25 protein-coding genes are annotated in these 26,082 nt (G+C 39.5%); 12 read left to right on the top strand and 13 right to left on the bottom strand.

Annotated features, from left to right (window positions below; translation table 11 throughout):
• Window positions 1–43: 43 nt before the first annotated feature.
• Both IE056_RS07860 and IE056_RS07855 read right to left on the bottom strand, forming a co-directional pair.
• Window positions 44–742, bottom strand: coding sequence for a hypothetical protein (locus tag IE056_RS07860; RefSeq protein WP_189604155.1), 699 nt, complete (start codon window positions 740–742; stop codon window positions 44–46).
• Between the two features lie 86 nt (window positions 743–828).
• A complete protein-coding gene (locus tag IE056_RS07855) occupies window positions 829–1,515 on the bottom strand; it encodes a hypothetical protein (RefSeq protein ID WP_189604154.1) in 687 nt (228 codons plus the stop codon).
• 192 nt (window positions 1,516–1,707) lie between these two features.
• On the opposite strand from IE056_RS07855, the gene IE056_RS07850 reads away from it, so the two are divergent.
• Entirely contained in the window at window positions 1,708–2,463 is a 756-nt protein-coding gene (locus IE056_RS07850; protein ID WP_189604153.1) for a 5'-nucleotidase C-terminal domain-containing protein, read from the top strand.
• A gap of 1 nt (window position 2,464) precedes the next feature.
• The gene (locus IE056_RS07845) at window positions 2,465–3,376 is read left to right on the top strand and encodes a bifunctional metallophosphatase/5'-nucleotidase (protein WP_189604152.1); all 912 of its coding nucleotides are present in this window, start codon (window positions 2,465–2,467) and stop codon (window positions 3,374–3,376) included.
• 39 nt (window positions 3,377–3,415) lie between these two features.
• Here IE056_RS07845 and IE056_RS07840 read toward each other — a convergent pair whose 3' ends face one another.
• Together IE056_RS07840 and IE056_RS07835 are read right to left on the bottom strand one after the other, a co-directional pair.
• Complete coding sequence (locus IE056_RS07840) at window positions 3,416–3,823, bottom strand: response regulator (RefSeq protein WP_189604151.1); 408 nt, start codon at window positions 3,821–3,823, stop codon at window positions 3,416–3,418.
• Window positions 3,792–7,976, bottom strand: coding sequence for a PAS domain S-box protein (locus IE056_RS07835; protein ID WP_189604150.1), 4,185 nt, complete (start codon window positions 7,974–7,976; stop codon window positions 3,792–3,794). Before IE056_RS07835 ends, IE056_RS07840 begins: the two co-directional genes overlap by 32 nt.
• 353 nt (window positions 7,977–8,329) lie before the next feature.
• Here IE056_RS07835 and IE056_RS07830 point away from each other — a divergent pair, with 353 nt between their 5' ends.
• Window positions 8,330–8,923 (top strand): thioredoxin family protein, encoded by a 594-nt coding sequence (locus tag IE056_RS07830; RefSeq protein ID WP_189604149.1) that lies wholly within the window; start codon window positions 8,330–8,332, stop codon window positions 8,921–8,923.
• A gap of 80 nt (window positions 8,924–9,003) precedes the next feature.
• Here the strand turns inward: IE056_RS07830 and ligA are convergent, their stop codons facing one another.
• From ligA to IE056_RS07810, 4 genes are all read right to left on the bottom strand, one after another.
• Window positions 9,004–10,998, bottom strand: a complete 1,995-nt coding sequence (gene ligA, locus IE056_RS07825; protein ID WP_189604148.1) for an NAD-dependent DNA ligase LigA — start codon at window positions 10,996–10,998, stop codon at window positions 9,004–9,006.
• Window positions 10,995–11,660 (bottom strand): VOC family protein, encoded by a 666-nt coding sequence (locus tag IE056_RS07820; protein ID WP_189604147.1) that lies wholly within the window; start codon window positions 11,658–11,660, stop codon window positions 10,995–10,997. Before IE056_RS07820 ends, ligA begins: the two co-directional genes overlap by 4 nt.
• A 7-nt stretch (window positions 11,661–11,667) precedes the next feature.
• Window positions 11,668–12,522 (bottom strand): peptide chain release factor N(5)-glutamine methyltransferase, encoded by an 855-nt coding sequence (gene prmC / locus IE056_RS07815; protein WP_189604146.1) that lies wholly within the window; start codon window positions 12,520–12,522, stop codon window positions 11,668–11,670.
• A 236-nt stretch (window positions 12,523–12,758) separates the two neighbouring features.
• Complete coding sequence (locus tag IE056_RS07810; protein ID WP_189604145.1) at window positions 12,759–13,247, bottom strand: GNAT family N-acetyltransferase; 489 nt, start codon at window positions 13,245–13,247, stop codon at window positions 12,759–12,761.
• Between the two features lie 29 nt (window positions 13,248–13,276).
• On the opposite strand from IE056_RS07810, the gene ribD reads away from it, so the two are divergent.
• From ribD to IE056_RS07790, 4 genes are read left to right on the top strand one after another with little or no spacing between them, the layout of a single operon-like run.
• A complete protein-coding gene (ribD, locus tag IE056_RS07805; protein WP_189604144.1) occupies window positions 13,277–14,350 on the top strand; it encodes a bifunctional diaminohydroxyphosphoribosylaminopyrimidine deaminase/5-amino-6-(5-phosphoribosylamino)uracil reductase RibD in 1,074 nt (357 codons plus the stop codon).
• Window positions 14,343–14,951 carry an HAD family hydrolase gene (locus IE056_RS07800; RefSeq protein ID WP_189604143.1) on the top strand — a complete coding sequence of 203 codons (609 nt, stop codon included), beginning with the start codon at window positions 14,343–14,345 and terminating at the stop codon, window positions 14,949–14,951. Before ribD ends, IE056_RS07800 begins: the two co-directional genes overlap by 8 nt.
• Complete coding sequence (locus IE056_RS07795) at window positions 14,948–15,814, top strand: DMT family transporter (protein ID WP_189604142.1); 867 nt, start codon at window positions 14,948–14,950, stop codon at window positions 15,812–15,814. Before IE056_RS07800 ends, IE056_RS07795 begins: the two co-directional genes overlap by 4 nt.
• Before the next feature lie 2 nt (window positions 15,815–15,816).
• Window positions 15,817–16,440, top strand: a complete 624-nt coding sequence (locus IE056_RS07790) for an IMPACT family protein (protein ID WP_189604141.1) — start codon at window positions 15,817–15,819, stop codon at window positions 16,438–16,440.
• Between the two features lie 102 nt (window positions 16,441–16,542).
• On the opposite strand, the gene IE056_RS07785 is transcribed toward IE056_RS07790, so the two are convergent.
• The gene (locus tag IE056_RS07785) at window positions 16,543–16,941 is read right to left on the bottom strand and encodes an acyl-CoA thioesterase (RefSeq protein WP_189604140.1); all 399 of its coding nucleotides are present in this window, start codon (window positions 16,939–16,941) and stop codon (window positions 16,543–16,545) included.
• Window positions 16,942–17,151: 210 nt separating this feature from the next.
• Between IE056_RS07785 and dnaA the strand changes: the two genes are divergently transcribed.
• The 3 genes from dnaA to IE056_RS07770 are packed head-to-tail and all read left to right on the top strand — an operon-like array spanning window position 17,152 to window position 19,781.
• Window positions 17,152–18,579: a chromosomal replication initiator protein DnaA gene (dnaA, locus tag IE056_RS07780; protein ID WP_189604139.1), complete on the top strand. Its 1,428-nt coding sequence runs from the start codon at window positions 17,152–17,154 to the stop codon at window positions 18,577–18,579.
• A gap of 9 nt (window positions 18,580–18,588) precedes the next feature.
• On the top strand, window positions 18,589–19,041 hold the full coding sequence (locus tag IE056_RS07775; RefSeq protein WP_189604138.1) for a low molecular weight protein-tyrosine-phosphatase: 453 nt from the start codon (window positions 18,589–18,591) through the stop codon (window positions 19,039–19,041).
• An 8-nt stretch (window positions 19,042–19,049) separates the two neighbouring features.
• Window positions 19,050–19,781 (top strand): SAM-dependent methyltransferase, encoded by a 732-nt coding sequence (locus tag IE056_RS07770; RefSeq protein WP_373297300.1) that lies wholly within the window; start codon window positions 19,050–19,052, stop codon window positions 19,779–19,781.
• Here IE056_RS07770 and IE056_RS07765 read toward each other — a convergent pair.
• From IE056_RS07765 to dapF, 4 genes are all read right to left on the bottom strand, one after another.
• Entirely contained in the window at window positions 19,759–20,433 is a 675-nt protein-coding gene (locus tag IE056_RS07765) for a peptidoglycan-binding protein LysM (protein ID WP_189604136.1), read from the bottom strand. The genes IE056_RS07770 and IE056_RS07765 overlap by 23 nt on opposite strands.
• 223 nt (window positions 20,434–20,656) lie before the next feature.
• Entirely contained in the window at window positions 20,657–21,700 is a 1,044-nt protein-coding gene (mltG, locus tag IE056_RS07760) for an endolytic transglycosylase MltG (protein ID WP_189604135.1), read from the bottom strand.
• The gene (locus IE056_RS07755) at window positions 21,690–22,220 is read right to left on the bottom strand and encodes a GNAT family N-acetyltransferase (RefSeq protein WP_189604134.1); all 531 of its coding nucleotides are present in this window, start codon (window positions 22,218–22,220) and stop codon (window positions 21,690–21,692) included. Before IE056_RS07755 ends, mltG begins: the two co-directional genes overlap by 11 nt.
• On the bottom strand, window positions 22,214–23,002 hold the full coding sequence (gene dapF, locus IE056_RS07750; protein WP_189604133.1) for a diaminopimelate epimerase: 789 nt from the start codon (window positions 23,000–23,002) through the stop codon (window positions 22,214–22,216). Before dapF ends, IE056_RS07755 begins: the two co-directional genes overlap by 7 nt.
• 134 nt (window positions 23,003–23,136) lie before the next feature.
• Between dapF and IE056_RS07745 the strand changes: the two genes are divergently transcribed.
• Together IE056_RS07745 and IE056_RS07740 are read left to right on the top strand one after the other, a co-directional pair.
• Entirely contained in the window at window positions 23,137–24,498 is a 1,362-nt protein-coding gene (locus IE056_RS07745) for a S1C family serine protease (protein ID WP_189604132.1), read from the top strand.
• 129 nt (window positions 24,499–24,627) lie between these two features.
• Window positions 24,628–26,076, top strand: a complete 1,449-nt coding sequence (locus IE056_RS07740) for a glyceraldehyde-3-phosphate dehydrogenase (RefSeq protein WP_189604131.1) — start codon at window positions 24,628–24,630, stop codon at window positions 26,074–26,076.
• The last annotated feature ends 6 nt before the right edge of the window (window positions 26,077–26,082 follow it).

Genomic DNA, 26,082 nt, shown 5'->3' with positions numbered 1-26,082 from the left:
TTATATATTGCACACGAAAGCAGAAGAACCTTAATTAATATACTTATATAAGGTTGAGAAGTCGAAGCCTTTTTTCTTTGGTAACAAAGAAGAGGAAGATAAAAACCAAGGCTGAAAACCTTATAAAAGCACCTGCTATTTCCACACTTAAATCCCTGAAATAAAAAACTCCTATATCCCGGAGAACATCTGAAAAGATGAGGGAAATTATAAAACAGAGAAAGTAAACAGATTTTCTTGAAAAAGAATTAAGATAATAGATGAGGGCTGTAATTCCCAGGACCAGTATATTAAAGTAATAGAGAAGATACATAAAGAACTGAAATCCATCTTTCATACCTCCATGAATTTCCATAAAATGCATAGAAAGTAAATAGGTGTAAATCCCTACTACCAGTACAAAATAAAACTGCATTAATCTACTTCCCCTAGAATACTCAATGTATTGTATGGCTTCCCTGATAAGAAACCCAAAGCCCGCAAGCCAGAAACCAATGGCTATGTGAGAAAAATACCAGTAGTCATTAATGATCAAAGCCATTTTAGCGGCTATGAGACTAAGGAAAAAACCATAAAAGTTCAGTCTTTGTCCGGTTAGATCTTTAAAAAAATATCCAAAAAGAGGAAAAATAATGAATAACTGAGAAGCCCTTTGCAACCAGTCTATTTCATAAAAAATAGCTGTTAGTCCGGCCAAAACTGCCAGTACAATCAAAAAAATGCATAAAGATTTGGTTTTCATTACAGATTTAAAGGGACTGCAATATAAAAATTATTATCTACTAATTATCAGAAAATTAACAATTCAAATCCATTTCTAATTTAGAATCAGAAGAACCATAATTTCCCGGTTTTCCTTCTGTGAATTCCAAACTGCACTAGGCAGTAAAACATGAACAGATGGAAAGTGGGATAAAAAATGTTCACACTTAAATCTTCAATGATATATAACTTAAAGAACAGGGAGATCTCCGATACCAGTAAGGCAGCCGATGCTATCATTAGCCAGAGGGATGCCCAGTGAGACTTTAGAATATATTTGGTAAATGTGATAGCCACCAGAACATTTAGTATAAATAAATAAAAATAGGTGGCAGTTGAATAACTCGGGATTACATCGGTTACTACCTCACTCATGGAATAGGTCAAAAATCCAAGAAAGCTATACATAATGACCAGGGACATAATTTCCACTTTTTGTATCGGGGATTTTGGCAGCCTCGTTATTACACATAAGTACCAAAGAATCATTGCGAACACAAAAGTTACCATTACCCCTTGAATATAATTTTCCAGGCTATACATCATTAAAAGATCACGAATGTAGAAACAAACCAACATAGCAACAACCGGCCAAAAGATCTTTTTCACCTTTATTAGATAATAGATTAACAGGGAAGGGACCAGCAAATAATTAGCTGGAGTGTACAACACGGGGATATCAAAAAAACTGCCTACCACAAATAAAACACCTAGAAAAAGGAAAATGAGAAGTACCAGCTTACTTGTTTTCAATCGTTATAGGTTAGGTCTTAGGGGTCTAAAATAAAGAAAATAGAATACCTGAAACAAAAAAATGCAACTTTTTAAATTTAGATGCCAGGACAGCTTAATTCAAAGTAATTCCTGTTAAGGAATCCGATTTTTGTGCTTAAATACTCCTGAAAAACTTCCAATTAGTTATTTTTGCCCCTTTACACCACGCCAATGAAACAGTTAATTTATTTCCTTATCATTTTCCCAATCCTCTTTAGTTCCTGTAAAAACAGCGAATACCAGGTGGACCGGATTGAAGGACAGCAAATTGCTCTTAAAGATTCTATTTCAGAAAATGATTCCATTTCAGATTTTATAGCACCTTATAAAGAAAGGATCACCCGGGAAATGGATTCCGTACTGGCGTATGCTCCCAACAACCTCAGCAAATCCAATGGTGATCTCAACACGGCCCTTGGAAATATGATGGCCGATGCCGTCATGGAATTATCAAATCCTGTGTTCAAAAGCAGAACCGGAAAATCCATAGACGTGGTACTTCTTAATCACGGCGGAATTCGTTCGGCTGTAAATCAGGGAGAAATCACCACAGGAACAGCATTTCAGTTAATGCCTTTTGAAAATGAAGTTGTGGTAGCCGAACTGAAAGGGGAAGACATCAGGGATTTGATCACTTACCTCATAGAAGGACAAACTGCACATCCTGTTTCAGGAATAGAACTTGTACTTAACAACAACAATGAAATAGTACATGCTAATATTCAGGGAAAACCAATAGAAGATGAAAAGATATATTATGTTGCCACTAATGATTACCTCTACCAGGGAGGTGACAATATGAGCTTCTTTTCTAAATCAGAAAATGTTACGGGGTTGGATTACAAGATCAGAAATCTGCTCATAGATTATTTTAAACAAAAGGATACCATTGATCCCGTTGCAGACAAAAGATTCATAAGAGAATAAGATGAAAAGAAGGACATTTTTAAAACAAACAGCAGCTGCAGGGGCTTTGGCCGGTGTAGGTAGCTTTGGTTTGTATTCATTTTCTCCGGAAGAAAAAAGAAAACACATCACCATTTTGCACACTAATGATGTGCATAGCCATATTGAACCTTTTGAGCCGACAGATGCCAAATTCCCAAACCAGGGAGGCGTAGCCCGAAGGTATACTCTCATCAACAATATCCGGAAAGAAAATCCGAATACCCTGCTGCTGGATGCGGGTGATATTTTCCAGGGAACTCCTTACTTCAACTTTTACGGCGGCGAACTGGAGTTTAAACTAATGAGCAAAATGGGCTACGATGCTGCCACTATCGGCAATCACGATTTTGATAATGGTATAGATGGTTTGTATGCCCAACTTCCTCACGCCCATTTTCAGTTTTTAAGCGCCAACTACGATTTTAGCAATACGGTCATGGATGGGCAATCAAAACCTTATAAGGTATTTACCAAAGATGGAATAAAAATCGGAGTTTTCGGCCTTGGCATTGAATTGGAAGGATTAGTTGGAAAGAAACTATTTAAAGAAACACAGTACCTGGATCCTGTAGAAATAGCTACTGATACTGTTCGTGTTTTAAAAGAAGAAGAAAACTGTCATCTGGTGATCTGCCTCTCACATTTGGGATATCATTATCGTAATGAAAAAATAAGTGACCTGAAGCTCGCCGGACTTACAAAAGACATTGATTTAATTGTTGGCGGACACACGCATACGTTCCTGGACAGACCCACGGTCACAAAAAACAGTGAAGGCAAAAACATGCTGATCAATCAGGTAGGCTGGGCAGGATTAAACCTTGGCAGGATCGACTTTTATCTGGATGATTCTGGGAAAAGTAGCGCTGAAGGTACTACCATCCTGGTTTAAACAGATTCCGGAGGCACAGCGGCAAAAAAAATTCCCGGATTAGTTATTCTGAAGGTCATTCATTACCTCTTCGATATAATCAAGCTTTAAAGGCTTGGAGAGGAATCCGTTTAGGTCGGGATAAAGCTTTGCCTCTTCCTGAAAGTCTTCAATAGAAGAAGATAATATATAGATGGTGAACTGGTCTTTCACAGCTGGATCTAAAAGATTGAATTCATCCAGAAACTCCCAACCGCTCATGGTTGGCATATTTAAGTCAAGAAATAGTACTGTATCCTGGTTTTCTTTGTTTCCGGTATAGGTTTCTTTAATTGAGGAAAGTGCTACTTCAGGCTTCGTAAACAGCTTGATTTCGGCGTTTTTATTATATCTTTTAATGGTAAACTCACAAATCATATTATTAGTAGGATCATCATCAACCACCATAAAGTGAAATATCTTTTTCATCTTCAAAAATTAGATTTGTAGCTTCTTCTTTAAATGTAATAATGAATCTGGTTCCTTCGTTCACCCTGCTTTCTACCGAAATCTTTCCTCCCAGCAACTGGACCTGGGTCTTTACCAGAAACAATCCCATTCCCTTACCTTCTACATGATAATGAAATCTTTTATAGAGCCCGAAAACCTGTTCTCCCTTTTTCGATATATCAATTCCCAGGCCATTATCCTCGAAAATAAGGCTAATTCCGGAATCTTTTCTTTCAGAACTTATTTTTATTTCCGGAGTAATTCCCGGTCTTCTATACTTAATGCTATTGGCTATCAAATTGTAGAAAATACTGTACAGGTAACTTTGCACCGTTTGAAGCCGGGCCACCTCAAAATCAGTACTTATCTGCACGTTTTCTTTTTCAATCAAATTATGAATACTGGATTTTATAGAATTGACCAGCTTATCTAAAATGACAGGTTCCTTTTTAGAATCCATCTCCATCTTCACCTGCAATATATCATTAAGATCGATGATCACGGTATCCAGTCTCTGTACATTGTTCAGCAACTCTTTCAGGAAATTTTCTTTGACTTCCTGCGGATAGTCTTCACTTCCTATAAGATCTGCCAATCCAAGGATATTAGCTACAGGAGACCTCAGGTTATGGGAAACGATGAACGAGAATTGTTCCAGACCTTTGTTTGCCTCTACAAGTTCATCTGTATGAGCTTGAAGGTTTCTATTCAATTCCAAAATTTCCAGTTCGGAATTTTTACGCTCTGTGACATCTCTAAAATACACCGAAAGCCCTGTGGAAGAAGGATAAGCTGAAACACTAAACCATTTGTTTACCCGATCAAAATATTCCTCAAAATCTATGATTTCCTGCTGCCTTACTGCCTGATGATATTTTGTAAAAAATGATGTATCCAGAACATCAGAAAAAACCTCCCAAATATTTTTTCCTACTACCTCTTCTTTAGCAACATTCAGTAATTTTTCTGCATGTTTATTGAAATAGGTGAAAATCCAGTTTTGATCTACAGCATAAAAAGCATCCCCAATACTCTCCAGGATAATTTCTTTTTCTTCCGAAGCTTTTAAAGCCGCTAATTCAGATCTTTTGATTTTAGTAATATCCTGGAAACTTCCGCTTATACGAACGCATTTACCGTCTACGAAAGTAGGCTTTCCTATTTTTCGAACCCATCGCTCATTGCCCTTTGCTGTAATGAGTTTCAACTCAAGATCATAAGGAATGTTATGTTCAACAGCTTTTTCAAACTCCCTGTACATCTTATCCCTGTGTTCTCCTTCTTTATAAAATAGAATGCCTGTTTCCAAAGTAGGTTCATAATCTTTTTCTACTTCATGAATTTCTTTGGTCACAGGAGACCAGTAAAGGGTATTTCCTTTATTTTCAAAATCGAATTCAAAACTTCCTATACGTGCAAATCTTGAAGCCTCATCGAGCAATTCTTCCAGTTTCTTCTTTTCTGTGACATCCCGGATAGCTCCAACCAGTCGAATGGCTTTTAAATTTTCATCCCGCAGAATAAAACTTTTTTCTATCACGAAAGAATATTTCCCGTCGGCTTTTTTAAACCTGTATTCTGCTTTCCAATGATTTTCTGTTCCTTTGATAACTTCCTCCAGGCTCTTTTTGATTCTTGAGCTATCTTCAGGATGAATCTTACTCAACCAGGCATCAACAGTCAGAGTGAATCCCTCCTGGGGATAACCGAATAGTGAGTAAAATGCTTCTCCCCAAAACAAGTAGCCCGATTTGACATCCCAGTCATAAATAGCATCTGAAGTAGCTTTAGAAACCAGTTCATATCTCGTATTACTTTCCAATAATGACTGCTCTGCTTTTACCCTTTCTGAAATATCAACTCCTACCCCCTGCACTTCCAGAGGTTCTCCTTCTACATCTGTCAAACATACAAAATCCCAAAGTGTGGATTTTACCCCGCCATCCTGTTTTAATTTATCCAGTTCGACCTGAAATATATCATTGGGATTTTTTAAACATTTTCGAAAAATATCCTGAACTTTTTCGTGATGATGCTCTTTTGCTGTGGATTCTGCTTCTTTACCTACCAATATAAAATCGGGAAAGATCCAGCTAAAGTCTTTGTGAAATTTATCATTCACATACGAATACCTGCCATCCAGATCAATTCGAGTAAGATAATTGGTCTGTGATTTTAAGATCCCCCTGTGCCTAGCTTCACTAATGGTCAATTTCTCCAATGCATTTTTATGAGCAGTTATATCCTGCACAGAACCTTCAAAACGCAAGGGCAAACCACGTTTATCATTAATTACTTTTCCTCTTTCGTGAACCCATTTAATGCTTCCACCAGGCAGGATTATACGATGTTCAAAATCCAGCTCCTTCACTCCTTTAAAAGCTTCTTCCTGATGACTTCTGAATTTTTCCAGGTCATCTGGATGAATAGTTTCTTCGAAAACATTCCTGCTAACCTGGAACTCGTCCTTTTTTTGTTCCCATATTCTGTAAACTTCTTCACTCCAAAAAAAATAATTCTCCTGAAGCCCCACTTCCCAATAACCCAGTTTCGCGAGTTTTTCTGCCAAAAGAAGTTTTTCGCTCTTTTTCCGAAGTTTAAGCATTACCGCTTCTACTTCTGTAACATCAACGCAGGTTATAAGCCGACATTCTTTATTCTGAAACCTAATGCCATACCCGTGAATTTCAACGGTAATTCTGGAATCGTCTTTCTTTTTATGGACAAATTTACCATAGCCTAAATTACCTCTGTCTCGTTTTATTCTTTCCAGGTCCCTTAATAACCCCGGAATTTCTTCTTTGGGCCTTAGATCCACCAGGTTTAACTGCAAAAATTCTTCTTTTGTATAGCCGTAATGCTCTATCGCAGCCTGGTTCACATCAAGGATGCTTAATGTTTCCAGATCATATATCCAGTTAGGAAGAGGGTTAAAGTGGAACAGATGCTGGTAATTCTCTTTAGAAAATCTCAATTCTTCCTCTACCTGCTTTCTTTCAGAAATATCTCGAATAATTATAGAAGACCGTTCCTGTCCTGCATCATTTTTAAAAACTTCAGAAGAAACTTCTGCAGGAAAACTGACTCCGTTTTTCCGAAGCATCATTAATTCCCCTTTAAACTTACCGGTATTTTTTCTTTCACTTATAGCCTTTACAACACTGGGATCTAACATATCCAAAACGCCCGCACGACCCACTTTGATCATCTCTTCTTCTGTACGTTGAAAGATTTCACAAGCTGCAGGGTTAGCTGCAAAAACCTGCCCGTCGGGATGGGTTAGTAAAATGGCATCCATGCTGTTTTCGAAAAAAGAACGATACCTTTCTTCGCTTTCTTTGATAGCGAGTTCTGCCAGTTTATGGTCATTAATATCTTTGAAATTATTAACGATCCCTTTTACATCTTCATCGTGTAAAAGATTGGTAAAAGTAGCTTCCATCCAGCGCCACGAACCATCCTTATGTTTCACCTTACCTGTCATGGTACCAATAGATGCGCCGGGATTCTCTATACAAAGAGACATATAATGAGAGGCAACTGGTAAATCTTCGGGATGTATAATGGATTTAATTTGAAGTTTATCGAGGTCCTCTTCAGTATATCCCAAAGTCCTTTCAGCCGCAGGAGAAATATACAGGGTTTCGCTTTCCGGAGTAAAAATAATAACGGGATCATTGCCATGTTCAATAAGCCTTCGAAACTTTCTTTCCCGGGATACTGTTTCCTGAACAAGATCTTGCTTTTCTGAAGCTTTTCGAATCTTTTCCAGCGCATTCGGAATAGCAGAAGAGAGCTGCTCAATAGTATTCCTGAGAATATAATCATCTGCACCGTTTTTAAGAAGATTGACCGCGTATTCTACAGAAGTATTGGTTGAAATCCCAATGAACGCAGCTCGTGAGCCGAGATCTTTATGTATTTCCAGAGCCAGAAAAAGGCTTAAAGATGGTACACCGTCCTGAACCAGCACAATTTCCGGCTCAAAATTTTCAAAAGCAGTCAGAAAATCCTGCTTTGTCTCCACAACAACCTGACTGAAAATAATATCACCTGTTTCCAAAATTCCTTCAACTACTTCTGCATCTTCCGATTCCCTGATTAGGTGAAGAACCTTATAAATCTCACTCATGTATCCCTTGTATTTATACCAGCCAATGCATACACATTGAGCAACACCTTGCTTTTCCTCGACGTACCACATTATACATCGACAAAAGACATAAAATGCGAGACAAAAATAGGTAAATTAACCTGAAGTTAACAATGTTATTAAATCACTCTTCTAAATTATCGGATCACATATTTCTGTTACTAGATAAACGTTTTTAAGCTCCCCCAGTATCTGAAGCCAGATTAATGATTGGATCCACTACTAAATTATAAAGTTTCATTACTATAAAAAAGATGCTCAACTAAGGATCATTCTTATATACTTAATCATTATTTTGGCTGAAATGTAAAACATCAAAAAAAACAGGAAGCATGGCCTTTAATTACACCAATGAACTTGCTGAAAATGCATTCACCTATCCTGAATACCGGGAACATCTAAATCAATTGCTACAGGGACCTGCTGGAGATGAACAGGAGCAAAAGATGCGTCCTTACACCGAAAAGAATGTGGGGCTCATGGAAAAATTTGATATAAGTTATAAGGTCTCTAAAGACTTGCGCACCACTGTTGAAGTAGGCCCGGCAGTGACCTGGCTGGTACTTACAGAAGGCTGGTGCGGTGATGCCGCTTTTATTGTACCTATGCTGGCTACGATTGAACAGGCTTTGCCCGATAAAGTCAAACTGAAACTTTTGCTTCGTAACCAAAATCTTGATTTAATGGATGCTCACCTTACCAATGAAGGACGTTCAATTCCCAAGCTGATTGTTCTGGATAAGGACCTGCAGGAATTAGGAACCTGGGGGCCCCGGCCTTCACTTCTGCAAATTGAAATGGATAAATGGAAAAATGAAGGCTTAGGTCTTAACCAAATCATCCCTAAAGTACACGCCTGGTATGAAAGGAACGAAACAGAATCCATACAGGGAGAACTCATTGAGTTGGTACGATCGTATTACTAAACTCTGCGAATTTTATATTTCTAATGGAAAGCTGTGAAACCGAAAAAAATTTTAAGCTTTAACTTTGAAATTTTGAATATCTAATCCACCATCTTTAAAAAGTCATCTTCGCTAATAATCGGGACTCCCAGGCTTTCTGCTTTGGCAAGTTTGCTGGGCCCCATATTTTCACCGGCAACTACATAGCTGGTTTTGGATGAAATGGAACCGGAAACTTTCCCGCCGTTGTCCTCTATCAACTTCTTAAGTTCATTTCTGGACATATTGAATACCCCTGAAACCACAAACGTCTGCCCTTCCAGTTTGTTCGTTTGATTCGCTAATTTCTCTGCGGAGATCTCCAACTGAACCCCATATTCTTTCAGGTGATCTACCGTCATCTTGTTTTCTTCAACGGCAAAGAAATCCACCACACTTTCGGCAATTCGTTCGCCAATTTCGTCTACCGCTTCCAGTTCTTCTTTTGATGCATTTTCAATGGCTTCTATGTTCTTGAAATGCTTTGCGAGTTTCTTGGCCACAGTTTCTCCCACATACCGTATCCCCAATGCAAAAAGCACCCGTTCAAAAGGAATTTCCTTTGATTTTTCAATTCCGAGGATAATATTTTCAGCAGATTTCTCAGCCATTCTTTCCAGAGGAAGGATTTGTTCTTTTTTTAGCTCGTAAAGATCTGCGTAATTTCCGATGAGTCCGTTGTTGACGAAAAGTGTTATAGTTTCCCCTCCCAGACCTTCAATATCCATTGCTTTTCGGGAAATGTAATGCTGAATCCGGCCAATGATCTGCGGGGGACAACCCGTTGCATTTGGGCAGTAATGTTGAGCCTCACCTTCATTCCGAACCAGTTCGGTTTCACATTCAGGACAATGTGTGGCATATTGCGTAGGTCTGGATTTCGGATCCCGTTTGGTAAAATCCACTCCCACGATCTTCGGAATAATCTCCCCGCCTTTTTCCACAAAAACAGTATCTCCTTCCCGAACATCCAGTTTTTCTATCTGATCTGCATTGTGCAGGGAAGCTCGTTTTACAATTGTTCCTCCCAGTTGCACCGGCTCCAGATTAGCCACCGGAGTGATCGCTCCTGTCCGCCCCACCTGGTAGGTTATTCTGTCCAGTGTGGTAGAAACCTGTTCTGCCTTGAATTTATATGCCATCGCCCACCGTGGCGCTTTGGCAGTGTATCCAAGTTCTTCCTGTTGGTGAAGATCGTTCACTTTTACCACCACTCCATCTGTCTCGTACGGTAAATCGTGCCGGTGAACATCCCAGTAATTCACGAAACTCAGTACTTCATTAATATTCTTCGCCAGCTTGGCTTCATCAGGGACCTTAAAACCCCATTGCCTTGCCTTCTGAAGGCTTTCGTATTGGGTTTTTATTCCCAGATTATTTCCGGTAATATTATAGAGCAGGCAATCCAACGGCCTCTTTGCTACCTCGGCACTATCCTGGAGCTTCAAACTTCCCGAAGCCGTATTCCGCGGATTCGCATAAGGTTCTTCCCCTGCTTCCACGCGGGCTGCATTGAGATGCGCGAAACCTTCATACGGCAGCACAATCTCTCCACGAATTTCGAATTTATCGGGATAATCATCTCCTTTTAGTTTTAACGGCACCGAATTGATCGTCCGCACATTATTTGTAACGTCATCCCCCTGGAATCCGTCGCCGCGGGTGACTGCTTTACTAAAAACACCATTTTCATAGGTGAGACTGATGGAAGCACCGTCAAATTTTAATTCGCAGGTATAATTTACCTCGCCGTCTACCATTTTTTTGATCCGCTTTTCCCAGTCCTCCAGATCTTCTTTTGAATAGGAATTATCGAGAGAATACATCCTGAACTCGTGAACCACAGTTGCAAAATTCTTCGTAACAGCTCCTCCAACACGAAGCGTCGGAGAATTTGGATCTGCAAATTCAGGATGCTTTTCTTCCAGCTCCTGCAGTTCTTTCAGTTTAATATCGAAGTCGTAGTCCGGAATTTCCGGCTTATCCAGCACGTAATATTGATAGTTATGATGATGCAGTTCTTCCCGTAACCGGTTTATTTTCTCTTCGATATTCATAAAAGTTGTAATCTCTCGTTTTTATATGCTAATTCCGCTTTTCCTGAAGCTGTGGAAAAGCCAATCTTAAATTCCGATGCAAATGCTTTATCATTAGACGGAAACCAATCTTTTTGTTCTTTATTTATTACTATGAAAAGTCCCTCATCGTCGCCGGTTGCACAAAAATGCTCAAAATCCCCGGTAAATTTTTCCAGTGAAAAATGCTGATTTAAAAAATCAAATGAAAATTTCACATCACTTGTAGCAAGTCCTATTTCACTAATCCCCACAATACTTCCTTCTGAAAATTGCTCCGATTCCGGAGGAAAAAAATCTTTTCGGGAAATTAATTCCAAAATGTTTTTATCGGCATCATAAAAATAAATGGATTTTGCTTTCCATGCAGGAAAATCTACAATTTTCACTTCCCCGTCTTTAAGGATGGAGACCCGCTTTTTCAGCCACTGCAGTGCCTTCTCCTCCTGAAGCGCCGGAATATGAAATGCAATATGGTATGGGGTAGCCGATTCTTTCTGCTGCAACTCCAAAACCGAAAAACCTGTCTGCACCTGAAAAGATGTTTCAGAAACATTTTTCAAAGGAAGCTGAAGAACTTTTTCATAAAAATCCTGTTGCTTCTGAAGATTGTTGGTAAAAACCTGCAGCTGTTCAATTTTCATCGTGCCATTATTTCTTAATCTCTCCTTTTAACATACGATCATTCCCGAAGATATCTTTTTTAAGGCTTGCAGTGAAATAATTGTTCGTTAAAAGTGCCTTTGTTTCCTCTCCCAGATATTGATTAATCTCGAAATATAAAGAACCCCCTTTTTTGATGTTTTTCGTTGCCAGCTCAGTGATCTTCCTGTAAAACGCTAACGGATCTTCATCTTTTACATACAAAGCTCCTGCCGGTTCATTATTCAGCACATTGGCCTGCATTTCCTTCTTTTCCAACTCCCGCACATACGGCGGATTCGACACAATGATATCATAATTGGAGTCTAAAGCTTCGGCTTCTAAAATATCCTGCTGAATGAATTCCACATTCACATTATTAAAATCAGCATTCCGTTTTGCCATTTCTAAAGCACCTTCAGAAATATCAATCGCAGTGACTTTGGCGCTCGGGAGATTCTTACCGAGAGATATAGCGATACATCCACTACCCGTACCAATATCCAGAATACGGATTTCCTTCTGTTGTAAATTTTTCACATCAGAAAGGATCCATTCCACCAGCTCCTCGGTCTCGGGGCGGGGAATCAGGACGTTTTTGTCAACTTTAAAAGTTAGTCCGAAAAATTCTGTTTCCCCCAGGATATACTGAATCGGTTCGTGCTCTTGCAGACGTTGAAGGGCATCTTCCAACTTTTGCTGTTCAGATTCAGAAATCTCTTTCTCAGGATCCAATGCGACATGAAGTCGGGACATTCCAAGAATTTCCTCGGTCAAAAGGTTAAAAAAAGAATTCACCTCCTGGAGAGGGTATCCCTGTTTCAGGATATCCGTAAACTTTTCTTTAAACCGTAGTAGTTTCATTAAGGAATTTCTAGTTTTTTGTCCATTGTTGCCCCTTTTTTTCACGCCAAAGGACGCAAAGATTCCCGCAAAGGGCTCAAAGTTTCTCTTCAGCCGGTCTTTCAAGATTTTCACAACCTTGAAGGTCTCTTTCATTATAAAGAGTACCCCTACAAGGCCGAAAAAAGACCTTACAGGTTGGATGCTTTACTTTGTAAATCGAATAGAGGAAGAACCACCTCAATTCTAAGAACTAACTACTCAATACTTTTAATCATCCACACCGAACAATTATAATGTCCCGTGTCTCCCATTGGTTTTTCCAGATTTTTAAATCCGGTGCGGTTGTAGAGTTTGATGGCATTTTGCATATACGGCAGAGTTTCCAGGTAGCATTGTTTAAAGCCCTGTTCTTTCGCATAATTAAGGCAATGATCCATCATCTGACTTCCAATTCCACGACCGCGGGCTTCAGGTAAAAAATACATTTTCTGAAGTTCGCTTACTTCAGGATCTCCATTTTTTAAAGGCGCAATCCCGGCGCAGCCAATAATTTTTTCATCCTCTTCCACTACGAAGTAGGCCATTCGCGGCTGATCGTATTCCGCATGCATATCATTCAAAGATTCATCTTCATAAGCAGTCCCTACTTTTGGCACTCCCATTTCTACCAGCACAGCCTGCACCACTTTTTTAACCTTTTGATTGTCTTTTGGTTGAATTTCCCGGATTATCACACTATTCATTCTCTTAATTATGTAGTATTTTAGCGGTCGTGAAGATACACGAAAAATATATAAAACGCTGCATCCAACTGGCCGAAAACGGCTTCGGACGCACCTATCCAAACCCGATGGTAGGCAGCGTGATCGTTCATAAAGATAAAATTATTGGTGAGGGCTGGCACCGGAAATCTGGCGAAGCTCACGCAGAGGTTAATGCCATCAATTCGGTCAAAGATCAAAGCCTCTTAAAGGCCTCCACCATATATGTAAGTCTGGAACCCTGCAGCCATTTTGGAAAAACTCCTCCTTGCAGTGATTTGATCATTGCAAAAGGGATCAAAAAAGTGGTGATTGGAACGGTAGATCCTTTTTCGGAAGTTTCGGGCCGCGGGATCAACAAATTACTGGAAGCCGGTTGTGAAGTTTTGGTAGGAATCCTGGAAAAGGAATGTCAGGAATTAAATAAAAGATTCTTCACGTTCCACCTTAAAAAACGACCTTATATCATCCTGAAATGGGCACAATCTGAAGACGGATTCATTGCTCCTGTGATCGAAAATTCTGAGGACCGAAAACCGGTGTGGATCACGAATAAATATTCCTCCCAGCTGGTTCACAAATGGCGTTCTGAAGAGCAGGCCATCATGGTAGGCACCAACACTGCCGTGGCAGATAACCCAAAATTAAATACCCGAACCTGGACAGGAAAGAGTCCGGTGCGTGTGGTGATCGATCAATATCTACGGATTCCTGAAGATTCCGCACTCTTCAACAAAAGCATCAAAACGATTGTTATTTGTGGAGAAAAAGTGCTTCAGGAGAAAGAAGATCAACAAAAAATAATTCCGCATAAAAACCTTCTTTTCGAATCAGTAGATTTCAGCCAAAACCTGGGTACCTTGGTCTGCAGTTTATTGCATGCATACGATTTACATTCAGTTATTATTGAAGGCGGAACGCAAACGCTTCAGACGTTTATTGATCAGGGGTTATGGGATGAAGCAAGAATATTTTCAGGAGATATTCAGTTTAAAAAAGGGGTGAAAGCACCGGAATTTTCAGGGAATTTAATTTCAGAAAAAAAGATAGCTTCAGATACTTTAAAGATATACAGGAATGATTAAAACTATAATATTTGATTTTGGAGATGTTTTCATCAACCTTGATAAAGCTGCAACCCTCCGGGAACTTGAAAAGCTGGAAATAAGAAGCTTTTCTGAAGAAGACCTGAAACAAAATATGGAGTACGAAAAAGGGCTGCTGACTTCAGATGAATTTTTGAATGCTTACATCCAATCCTATCCGCATTTGACTATAGAAGGTTTTAAAAAGTCCTGGAACTCAATTTTAGTCGATTTCCCAAAAAGCCGACTTAATTTTATTCGGAAACTTTCTGAAGAGAAGAAGTATAAGCTTATCCTTTTAAGCAATACAAATCATATTCATATTGATTGGGTGAAAGAAAATGTGGAATTTTTTGAGGATTTCACGAATTGCTTTGATGAGTTTTATCTTTCCCAGGAGATCAATATGCGAAAACCGGAACCTTCCATTTATGAATATGTGCTTAAAAAACATGACCTAAAACCGGAAGAAACCTTGTTTATAGACGATACCAAGGAAAATACAGATGCCGCTGCAGAATTGGGAATTAAAACCTGGAATATTGATCCCGTAAAAGAGGATGTGACGCAATTATTTGAGATCAAAAAGGAGCTGTTTTGATATTTCTACTGCTAAGTATCTTATCGTCCAGTGTCATTTTTGTCATTTTTAAGCTTTACAACAAATACGGCGTAAACACATTGCAGGCGATAATCGTCAATTATTTCATCGCTTTTTCTGTCGGATTGGCAATTGATGATCAGCCTCTGAATCTGCAAAGGATTCCCGGGGAATTATGGTTTCCGGGCACGCTGGTTCTTGGCTGCCTGTTTATTGCGGTCTTTTACCTGGCGGCGGTTACAACGCAGCGCAGCGGACTTTCAGTTGTTTCCGTGGCTACTAAAATGTCGGTTGCAATTCCAGTTTTATTCGGAATTTTTCTCTATTCAGAAAGCACTGGAATTCTGAAGATCACAGGGATTGTTCTTGCCATGATCGCCGTTTACCTCACTTCGATCAAAAAATCGGACGGAATTGCCATCAAAAAGAAAAACCTGATCTATCCCTTGCTCGTGTTCTTTGGAAGCGGAATTATTGACGCCACCATAAAATATCTTGAAACAACCTATGTCGCGGAAGTTGATGTTGCGCTTTTCTCTGCTACTATTTTTGCTATTGCGGGATGCATAGGGATTTCCATCTTAATAATTCAGGCGGCAAGAGGAACTTTAAAAATCACTTTCAGAAATATTCTGGGTGGTATTGCATTGGGAATCCCTAACTTTTTCTCCATCTATTTCCTGGTGATGGCACTGCGATCGGGAGGATATGACAGCTCCACAATTTTTCCTATTAACAATGTAGCCATCGTAATGCTTTCCACCTTCCTCGGAATTTTATTATTTGGGGAAAAGATTATTCCGAAGAACTGGATTGGGATTACTTTAGCCGTCATCAGCATCATTTTAATAGCTTTTGCTTAACTATGGAAGAACTTAAAGATACGTACAGGACGATCACCAACCCTTCGAAAGAAGTTCTTTTTAAGGACAAGAACAGCAAATTCTTTGGCTATGCCTTCCCAATTACTTCGGAAGAAGAGGCGAAAGAACACCTGGAAGACCTGAAGAAAAAACATCATTCTGCACGGCACTGGTGCTATGCCTGGCAAATTGGCAAGGAAGAGGAAAATTACCATTACCGGGCCAACGACGATGGCGAACCCTCCAATTCCGCCGGAATGCCCATTTACGGACAAATCCAGTCTTTTGATGTTACGGATGTTCTTATTGTAGTGGTACGGTATTTCGGCGGAGTCAAACTTGGTGTCGGTGGATTAATCAACGCCTACAAAACAGGTGCACAAATGGCCCTGGAAGCTTCAAAAATCGTCAAAAAAACCATTGATGTGAAATTCGTCATCTCCTTTGATTATCCCGAAATGGGAACAGTAATGCGGGTCATCAAGGAAAACAATCTGAATGTACTGGATCAAAAGCTGGAGCTGAATTGCAAAATTTATATTTCGGTAAGAAAAAGAGAAGCTGAAGCTATTTTTGAAAAGTTTGAACATATTTATAAGGTGGGGATTAAGGAGGTGGAGAAGTGACCACCCCGTCCTGCGGACACCCCTCCTCGCCGAGGAGGGAAATTAAAATACATTCATTTGTTCCCTTCCTTGAAAAGGAGGGATGCCTGAAAGGCGGGGTGGTCAAAGATTTAGTTTCTCCAAAACATACTCAGGGCACTTAACTGGTCTCTTCCGTTCCACATCCATAAAAACTAAAACAGTATGTGCTTCTGTTAATAATTCATCATCTTGATTGAAGATCTGGTAATCAAATTCTATTTTAACATTTGGTCGCCCTGAGAGCCTGGTTTCTATCCTCAAAACATCATCAAATTTGGCAGATTTAAGATATTTCAGGTTTAATTCATAAACCGGTAACATAATGCCGTTTTCTTCCATTTCTTTGTACGAAATTCCAAGGTCTCCCAACCATTCAATACGTGCCAACTCAAGGTACTGCGCGTAGTTCCCGTGATACACCACCCCCATTTGATCGGTTTCGGCATAACGAACTTTAACATAGGTTGTGTAGCTTTTCATGAAATTTTAATGGTATTATTTAAATGGGTTTCGTACTTTCATCACTGCAACCAAGTATGGTAAAAATTTTGTTAAAATTCAATAGCGAGAACGTTTTTTTTTCAGATAATTTGTTCACATATTTGTTGCTCTAAATCCGGGAAAAGAAATCTTTTCTCTTCTCTTATGGAAGTTACTACTAACAAACAATTTATAAATTTAGAATCAGGAATGTCAGAAACTGCGCAATCAGTTTGGAATAGCTGTCTAGCTTTTATCAAAGATAATATTACTCCCCAGGCGTACAAAACCTGGTTTGAACCAATTCAGGCAGTAAAGTTAACCGATAAGGCTTTGAGCATTCAGGTACCTTCCAAATTCTTTTACGAATGGCTTGAAGAGCATTATGTTAAACTTCTTAAAGTTTCGTTAAATCGGACGTTAGGAGATCAGGCAAAATTGGTGTATGTTATACGAATGGAAAACACATACGGAAACAAGCAACCCTTCACCGAAAAAATACCTAGCACGCAGCGCTCCAATGTTGCTTCACAAGAAGTTGATGTACCTGTGAAAAACCGAAATCCGGAGCTTAAAAATCCTTTTATTATTCCGGGGATTCGAAATGTTAAAATCGAATCTCAGTTAAATCCGAATTATAGTTTTGAGAATTTCCTGGAAGGTGATTCCAACAGGCTGGCACGTTCGGCTGGTTTGGCAGTAGCCAATAAACCTGGAGGTACTTCTTTTAATCCGTTGCTTATTTTTGGCGGAGTGGGACTAGGAAAAACCCATTTGGCACATTCCATTGGAATTGAGATTAAAGACAAATATCCTGAAAAAACAGTGCTGTATATTTCTGCGGAAAAGTTTACGCAGCAGTATATAGAATCGGTTAAAAAGAATAACAGAAATGATTTTATTCATTTCTACCAGATCATTGATGTGCTCATAGTGGATGACATCCAGTTGCTTTCGGGAAAAGCCGGAACTCAAGATGTATTTTTCCACATTTTCAACCATCTGCATCAAAACGGAAAACAGGTGATCCTTACCAGTGACAAGGCTCCCGTTGATATGCAGGATATTGAACAAAGGCTTTTATCCCGATTTAAATGGGGACTTTCGGCCGAATTGCAACATCCAGATTTTGAAACCCGCGTTTCTATAATTCAGAATAAATTATACCGTGACGGGGTTGATATGCCCGATGAGATCATGGAATTCCTCGCAAACAATATCAAAACAAACATCAGGGAACTGGAAGGTGCCATCATTTCATTGATCGCCCATTCTTCTTTCAATAAAAAAGATATTACGCTCGATCTTGCGAAAAAGATAGTTGACAATTATGTCAAGAACACCAAGCGTGAAGTTTCAATAGATTATATTCAGAAAGTCGTTAGTGATTATTTCCAGATGGATGTGGAAACCCTACAGTCCAAAACCCGAAAAAGGCATATTGTCCAGGCAAGGCAACTAGCGATGTTCTTTGCTAAAAAGTTCACCAAAGCCTCTCTAGCCAGTATTGGGTCACAAATTGGAAAAAGGGACCACGCCACCGTTCTCCACGCCTGCAAAACTGTAGATAATTTAGCTTCTACAGACAAGCAGTTCAATAAATTCGTTGAAGACATAAACAAAAAGCTTACTCTTTAAAATTTAAGTATGAAAACCAAAGTTTTGATGGTGTGTCTTGGAAATATCTGCAGGTCACCCTTGGCCGAAGGCATACTTAAATCTAAAGTTGATCCCGATAAAGTTTATATTGATTCTGCCGGAACTAGCAATTACCATGTTGGGCATTCGCCAGATGAACGTTCTGTGACAGTAGCCCAGCAGAACAAATTAGATATCACCAGCCAGAAAGGAAGACAGTTTTCAGTTTCAGATTTTGATGAATTTGATTATATCTATGTAATGGATATGTCCAATTATCAGGATGTAATCTCCCTGGCACGTAATGAAGAAGATAAAAAGAAAGTGAAACTCATCCTGAATGAGATCTTTCCGGAAGAAAATGTAGAAGTACCCGATCCATACCATGGCGGAAATGAAGGTTTCAACAATGTCTACAAGATGCTGGATGAAGCCTGCGAAGTAATCGCTAAAAAATTATAAGCTGTTCTATTTTGGAAAACCAATTTTCACATCAGGGAAAACTATATCTTTTACCAACAACTCTTGGAGATAATGCACCCCTGGAAGTTCTTCCGGTTTCTGTGAAACAGATGATCGAAAAACTGGATCATTACATTGTGGAAAATGAAAAGACAGCCCGCCGGGCAATAAAAAACCTGGTTCCTGAAAAATCTCAACCTACTTTAAAATTCAAGCTGCTCAACAAGCATACCGATCCTTCTGAGATTCCTGCTTTCCTGGAAGCCTGCAAGAATGGATTTGACATGGGATTATTAAGCGAAGCTGGTTGTCCCGGAGTAGCAGATCCCGGAGCTGAAGTTGTGAAGATTGCCCATAGAGAAGGAATCAAAGTTATTCCATTAGTAGGCCCCTCCTCTATTCTGCTTGCAATGATGGCTTCCGGAATGAATGGACAAAATTTTGCCTTTAACGGATACCTTCCTATCGATAAAGCGGAGAGAAAATCTGAAATTAAAAACCTGGAGAGACTTTCACTGGAAAAGGATCAGGCGCAGGTATTCATAGAAACTCCGTACCGTAATAATAAAATGCTGGAAGACCTTATTCAGCAACTCCACCCGGGAACACGCGTATGTATCGCCTGTGATATCACCTTAGATTCGGAATATATCGTTACAAAGCCTGTTTCTGAATGGGCTAAAACAAAAGTGGACCTTCATAAAAGGCCCACAATCTTTATACTTCAGAAGGAATATTAACCTGCGGAAGCCTTTCTGCTTCTACATAAGAAGTATCGTATCCTGCAAATTTCTTAAAGTACGTTTTTATAGAAGTTCCGAAGCCATCATTAAAATCTGATGCACCCCAGCTTCGAAGATATTTTTTCACATTCCCTGGACCGGCTAAATGCGCGGCTGCTAGAATTCCCGATTCTGTGATCTCCACTCCATTAATGGTTTTTCCGGAAAATCTTTCGATATCCCTTCTCAGGATCCATTTATTACGGGCAGTATTAGCATAAAATGCAGCTTCCTGCAAGTGTGGCTCATTTAGAAAAAGGTTGGTATCCCTAATCCCAATGACTTCTAAAGTCCCGCGGCCAAACTGATATTTCCCCAGGTACCCGAACTCATTCACCACTTTGTAATTACCACCCGATTCTTTAAACCCTACCGCTTCCTTGAAAGCAAGATAAGATTTTCCTAATTCGGGATATGCTTTGACTTTTGTTTCCAACATCGCAAGATCTGTATGTTCGGTGACGGTGTAGTTAAATTCGTCAAGGCTAGAAGTTAAAAATGCAGTGCCTTCAAATTCTTCTGTCCCTAAAGCCTCTTTCGTTGAGAAGCTATAAAACATGGACGCTGCAATTAAAGGCAACACGGAAAATTTTACAATTTTCTTTTTCATTCTGTTTTGTTTTGTTTTCGGGAAAACTACTGGAGGTTTCCTGAATTCAGCTGGCAAATGTAAGACATTTTTTATAAATCTCATTATCAGCCTGTTAAACATTTTATTTTGGTGAAAATCAACTCGTTGAAGTATGATTTCCCTCCATTAAGCACAGAACGTGCCAAAAAGAAAATTAAAATGAAAAATAAAATATTTTATACCTGATAATCAATCAGATACACTACCTATTGATGCCCTGTTCGTTTATCCATCGTACATAGGCCCTTTTATTGGCATTATGCTGAGCTAGGGTTTTTGCAAACTTGTGGTAACCGAAATTTTCAACGTCGGCTACAAAAAAGAAAAAATCGTGATCCTCATAATTAAGCACCGCATCAATAGAAGAAATATCGGGCATCCAGATAGGGCCCGGTGGAAGTTCACGGTATTTATAAGTATTGTAGGGAGAATCTAAGGTGAGATCTTTATACAGCACCCGTTTGATAATAGTATCGAAATTCTGTTCCCGGTCTTTCAATGCGTATATAACCGTAGGATCTGCGTCCAGTTTCCATCCGTTTTTGATCCTGTTCATATATACACCGGCAACACGAGGTCGTTCATCTACTTTAGCGGTTTCCTTTTGAACAATGGAAGCCACCACCATTACTTCAGCAGGAGTCAGCCCTATTTCTTCAGCCTTTGAAAGCCTGCGTTCATTCCAAAACCTTTTGTTCTCCCGCAGCATCCTGCTCCTAAATTCTTCCGCAGAAGTATTCCAGAAAAATTCATATTTATTGGGAATATACATGCCTAAAGCATTTCTTTGGGTAAATTCATTTTGCGCCAGAAAAGTTGAATCTTTCATTACCTGCAAAAGCTCTACACTATCCGCTTCTATTTGCCTGGATATCCTTCCTGCCAGGTTCTCCAACCTTTCCTGATTATTAAAACTTACAGAAACAGGGCGGTTATCACTTCTAAGCACATTGATGATCTCATTGTTGTTCATCCCTTTGCGTAAAATATATCTTCCTGCTTTCAGGTTATTGATATATCCTTTCTTTTCGGCAACTACATCAAAGTCATTGATGTCTTCCAGAAAAGGTTCCAAATTATTCCTTACTTGGGTATAAGTAGCATTGGTAGGTACGAAAACTTCCACCGTTTCCTCTTCAAAAGCTGTGTTTGGAGAAAAAATCATCTGGTAGATATTGTATGAAAAAATTCCCAGGCCTACCAGTCCCAAAATGGCAATAGCCAGCAATATTTTTTTAATGTACATTATGTATTAATTGGTATGTAAGTTCATCTTTGAACTTTCCGTTAACGTAATTCCAGTCTTTTTTATGACCCGATTTTTTAAAACCTGCTTTTTCAAACAGCTGCTGACTTGGAACATTATCTATGCCAATATTGGCATAAATTTGATGTAAGCCCAGGTGTGCAAAACAGAAATTACACAGCAATTTCAAAGCCTCACCGCCATATCCACTCCCCCTGTTCTCTTTATTATCGATCACGATTCCCACCGCTACCCTTCTGTGTTTTGGTTCAAAATTAAACAGGTCAATCAAACCTACCGGGGTTTTATCATTTGTACAGATCACCAGTCGTAACTGCTTCACTTCATAGATATCCTTATGGGAATTTTCAATATACTGCTTAATGATATACCTGGAATACGGTGTACTGTTGGTACTTATCTCCCAGAATTCTTCGTTATTCTCAACCGAAAAGATCATTTCGAAATCCTCAGGCTCCAGGGCTCTTAGGAAAATATTTTGACCGTAAAGTGTTAGCATTCCACAAAACCTTTAAATACCTGCTTAGCCGGTCCTGTTAACCATATATTCCGGAAGTTTTCCCCATGTTTTTCAAAAGACACCTGCAATTTGCCTCCTGGTGTTTTTAGCTGTACTGGTGCCGAAGAAACCTTTCCGGTAACATAGGCCGCAATTGCCACCGCTGTCACTCCCGTTCCACAGGATAATGTTTCATCTTCCACGCCCCGCTCGTAAGTTCTTACTTTCAGAACATTTTCAGCTTCTATCTCAACAAAATTCACGTTGGTACCGCCTGTCTTATTATACAATTCTGAATAACGTATTGCCGCCCCTTCTTTTTTAATATCAAGACTCTCAATTCCTTCGGAAAAAATGACGTGGTGAGGAGAACCTGTATTCAAAAACAGATAAGAATAATTCTCTTCCACCTTCTTCACCTCTGCCATTTTCAGGCTTACCCTACCATCTTCAATGCTGGCTTCATGAAACCCATCTATAGCCGAAAATGCTGCTTTTTTCCCGATAATTCCCAGAAAACCCGCAAAGGCCACGATACATCTTCCACCGTTCCCGCACATGCTGCTTTCATTCCCATCCGCATTGAAATACACCATCTTAAAATCTTCATTGGGATTATCTGGTTGTTCGAGCAGGATCAATCCATCTGCGCCAATGCCAAATTTTCGGTCACAAAGGTGCTTTATCAATTTGGTATTGTTTTTGGATATTACTTGCTGACGGTTATCGATCATCACAAAATCGTTTCCAGTACCCTGATATTTATAAAAAGAAAGCGCCATGAATTTATTTTAACAGCTGCAAAGATATAAATAAGCATAGAACCCCCCGGTGATAAATGACCGTAAAAACAGGAAATCACATAAAATTTAAATAAAATAAATGTTTAACCTATTAGTAATACAACTTTAAAAATATGAAAAATTTAATAAGCTTAGTATTTGTTTCTATTTTGGCCGGTGTGCTTACTTTGGGTAGTTACAAGATGTTTTTTGAAGAAAAGGATTTTTTTTCACAAGAAAAAGCCAGTCTTCCGGAATATATTCCAGCGAACTACTCCAACAGAGTAAGTGGGACAAATGTAGATTTCACAGAAGCTGCAAACAAAACCGTACACTCGGTAGTTCACGTTAAGAATCTTGCCGTAACCAGAAGCCCTTTTCAAAGAACTCAGGGAGATCTTGCCTTACGCGGAGCTGGATCTGGAGTGATTATTTCTCCCGATGGCTATATAGTGACTAACAACCACGTTATCCAGAAAGCCAATAAATTGCAGGTAACCCTTAATAATAATCAGAATTACGAAGCTGAAGTTATTGGAACGGATCCAAAATCGGATATCGCATTAATAAAAATTGATGCCGAAGACCTTAGTTATTTACCTTTCGGAGATTCCAATGATGCAAGGATCGGGGAATGGGTGCTGGCCGTTGGAAACCCTTTTAACCTTACCTCTACTGTAACTGCCGGAATAATTAGTGCTAAATCCAGAGATCTAGGAATGGATCAAAATGTCTCTTCCTTTATTCAGACAGATGCTGCCGTAAATCCCGGAAATAGTGGTGGTGCCCTTGTGAATATTAACGGGGAGCTTATAGGCATCAATACAGCTATTACCTCTCAAACCGGAAGCTATGTGGGTTATGCCTTTGCTGTGCCCTCCAATAATGCCCGAAAGATCGTAGAAGATATTATGGAATTCGGAAACGTACAACAGGGAATCCTGGGAATACGTGGAACAGAAGCAGCGGACTCACGAGAGCTTGACCGAAGTATTTCTGAAGGTGTTTATGTTAGCGATGTGGAGTCTGGAAGCGGAGCTGAAGAAGGTGGAATCAAATCTGGTGATGTTATCAGGAAAATTGATAATGTTCAAATTAGAAAATTCTCAGATCTTATAGGATATATAAGTTCTAAAAGGCCTGGAGATGTTGTACAGGTAAATGTGCTTAGAAACGGAAATGAAAAAGCCTTAAATGTCCGGTTAACCGAATATGAAGTTTTCCCTATCCAGGCAATAGGGCTCGAGGTCACCAATGCCAGTGAAAGCGATCTTAAAAAGAACAAAGTAAAAAACGGAGTAAAAATCACCCGCGGACTTACACCACAAATGGAATCTGAAAGACTTACAGGAACCATTATAACAGAAATAGACAATCAGGCTGTGAATAATGTGGATGATGTAAAAAGAATCATCAGCAATAAAGACAGTTCAGAGCCCATTAGTGTAACCTTCGTTGCCCCAAATGGAGAGAAACAGAAGTACGTCTGGAGATAATTCAGGAATAAAATTAATCATAACCTGCCGGTAAAAGGGCAGGTTTTTTTATGACACTTTATTTTTACGAAAACGATTGAAATATATACTTTTGCAGCAAATTTTATTTTAAACCCACAACCAACGAATATGAGTACAAACGAAGTTTACGAGAAAGAACTTGCTTTCCAGGCCGACAGGCGACGTGCAGCCGTCGAATTTATTAAAATTGTGAGCGACCTGTGGTATGACAAATCCATTGAACTGGTTCTTTTCAGAAATCAATTAATAGATAGAAATGTAAGTGACATCTTAAACCTTCATGAATATGCAGGTGAATTTGTACAAAAACCTATTTCTATTTTTGATTCCGTAGAGATTGCCCATGCAATCAAAACGCTTGATTTTCCTGCGGCAAAGTTGGATATTGGCAAACTTACCTATGAGTATCATCTTGAAGATGAAAGCTCCTCCAATGCCACCGCTTTTGTTTCTGGAAAATTGAAAGAAGCCAGAAAAGTTGAAGAAGTAATCCCAAAAGATGTGGTTCTTTATGGCTTCGGAAGAATTGGGAGATTACTGGCCAGGGAATTGATGGCCCGCACAGGAAAAGGAAGTCAGTTACGGTTGAGAGCTATTGTCACCCGCGGAAAAATAGACGCCACTGTTCTTGAAAAACGCGCTTCATTGCTGAAAAATGATTCTGTTCACGGAGATTTTTCAGGAATAGTTTCCGTAAACATCAAAAAGAATTGCCTTGTGATCAACGGAACCACCGTCCATATGATCACGGCAGATAATCCGGAAGAAATTGACTATACCCAATATGGCATTGAAGATGCATTAATTATTGACAATACCGGAGCATTCAGGGATGAAGAGGCCTTGAAAAGACATTTGTCGGCAAAAGGAGCTGCAAAGGTGTTATTGACTGCCCCGGGAAAAGGAGTTCCAAACATTGTTCACGGGGTAAACCACCTGGAATACAGTCCAGATGAAGTAGATATCTTTTCTGCCGCCTCCTGTACTACCAACGCCATTACTCCGGTATTAAAAGCCATGGATGATTCTTTGGGTGTGGTTCATGGTCACCTTGAAACCATCCATGCCTACACCAACGACCAGAATCTCGTAGATAACATGCACAAGAAATACCGCCGGGGGCGTGCCGCAGCACTCAATATGGTAATCACCGAAACTGGTGCCGGAAAAGCAGTTTCCAAGGCACTTCCTGTTTTTGAAGGAAAGTTAACTTCAAACGCCATTAGGGTGCCGGTTCCTAATGGATCCCTTGCTATTCTTCACCTTGAGGTAGAAAACCCAATTACCAAAGAAGGGGTAAACGCCATCATGAAAAAATATGCCCTTGAAGGAAATCTGGTAGAACAAATAAAATATTCCCTGGATAATGAACTGGTGTCAAGTGATATTGTAGGATCTGCCCAGCCTTCTATTTATGACAGTAAAGCAACAATAGTTACTGAAGATGGCAAAAAGGTCATTCTTTATGTTTGGTATGACAATGAATATGGTTACAGCCATCAGGTGATACGTCTTGCAAAATATATTGCCAAAGTGAGAAGGTATACCTATTATTAATAGCTT

The sequence above is a fragment of the Salinimicrobium marinum genome (genome assembly GCF_014651535.1).
GTDB lineage: Bacteria > Bacteroidota > Bacteroidia > Flavobacteriales > Flavobacteriaceae > Salinimicrobium > Salinimicrobium marinum.
This window is presented reverse-complemented; position numbering and strand designations above follow the sequence as displayed.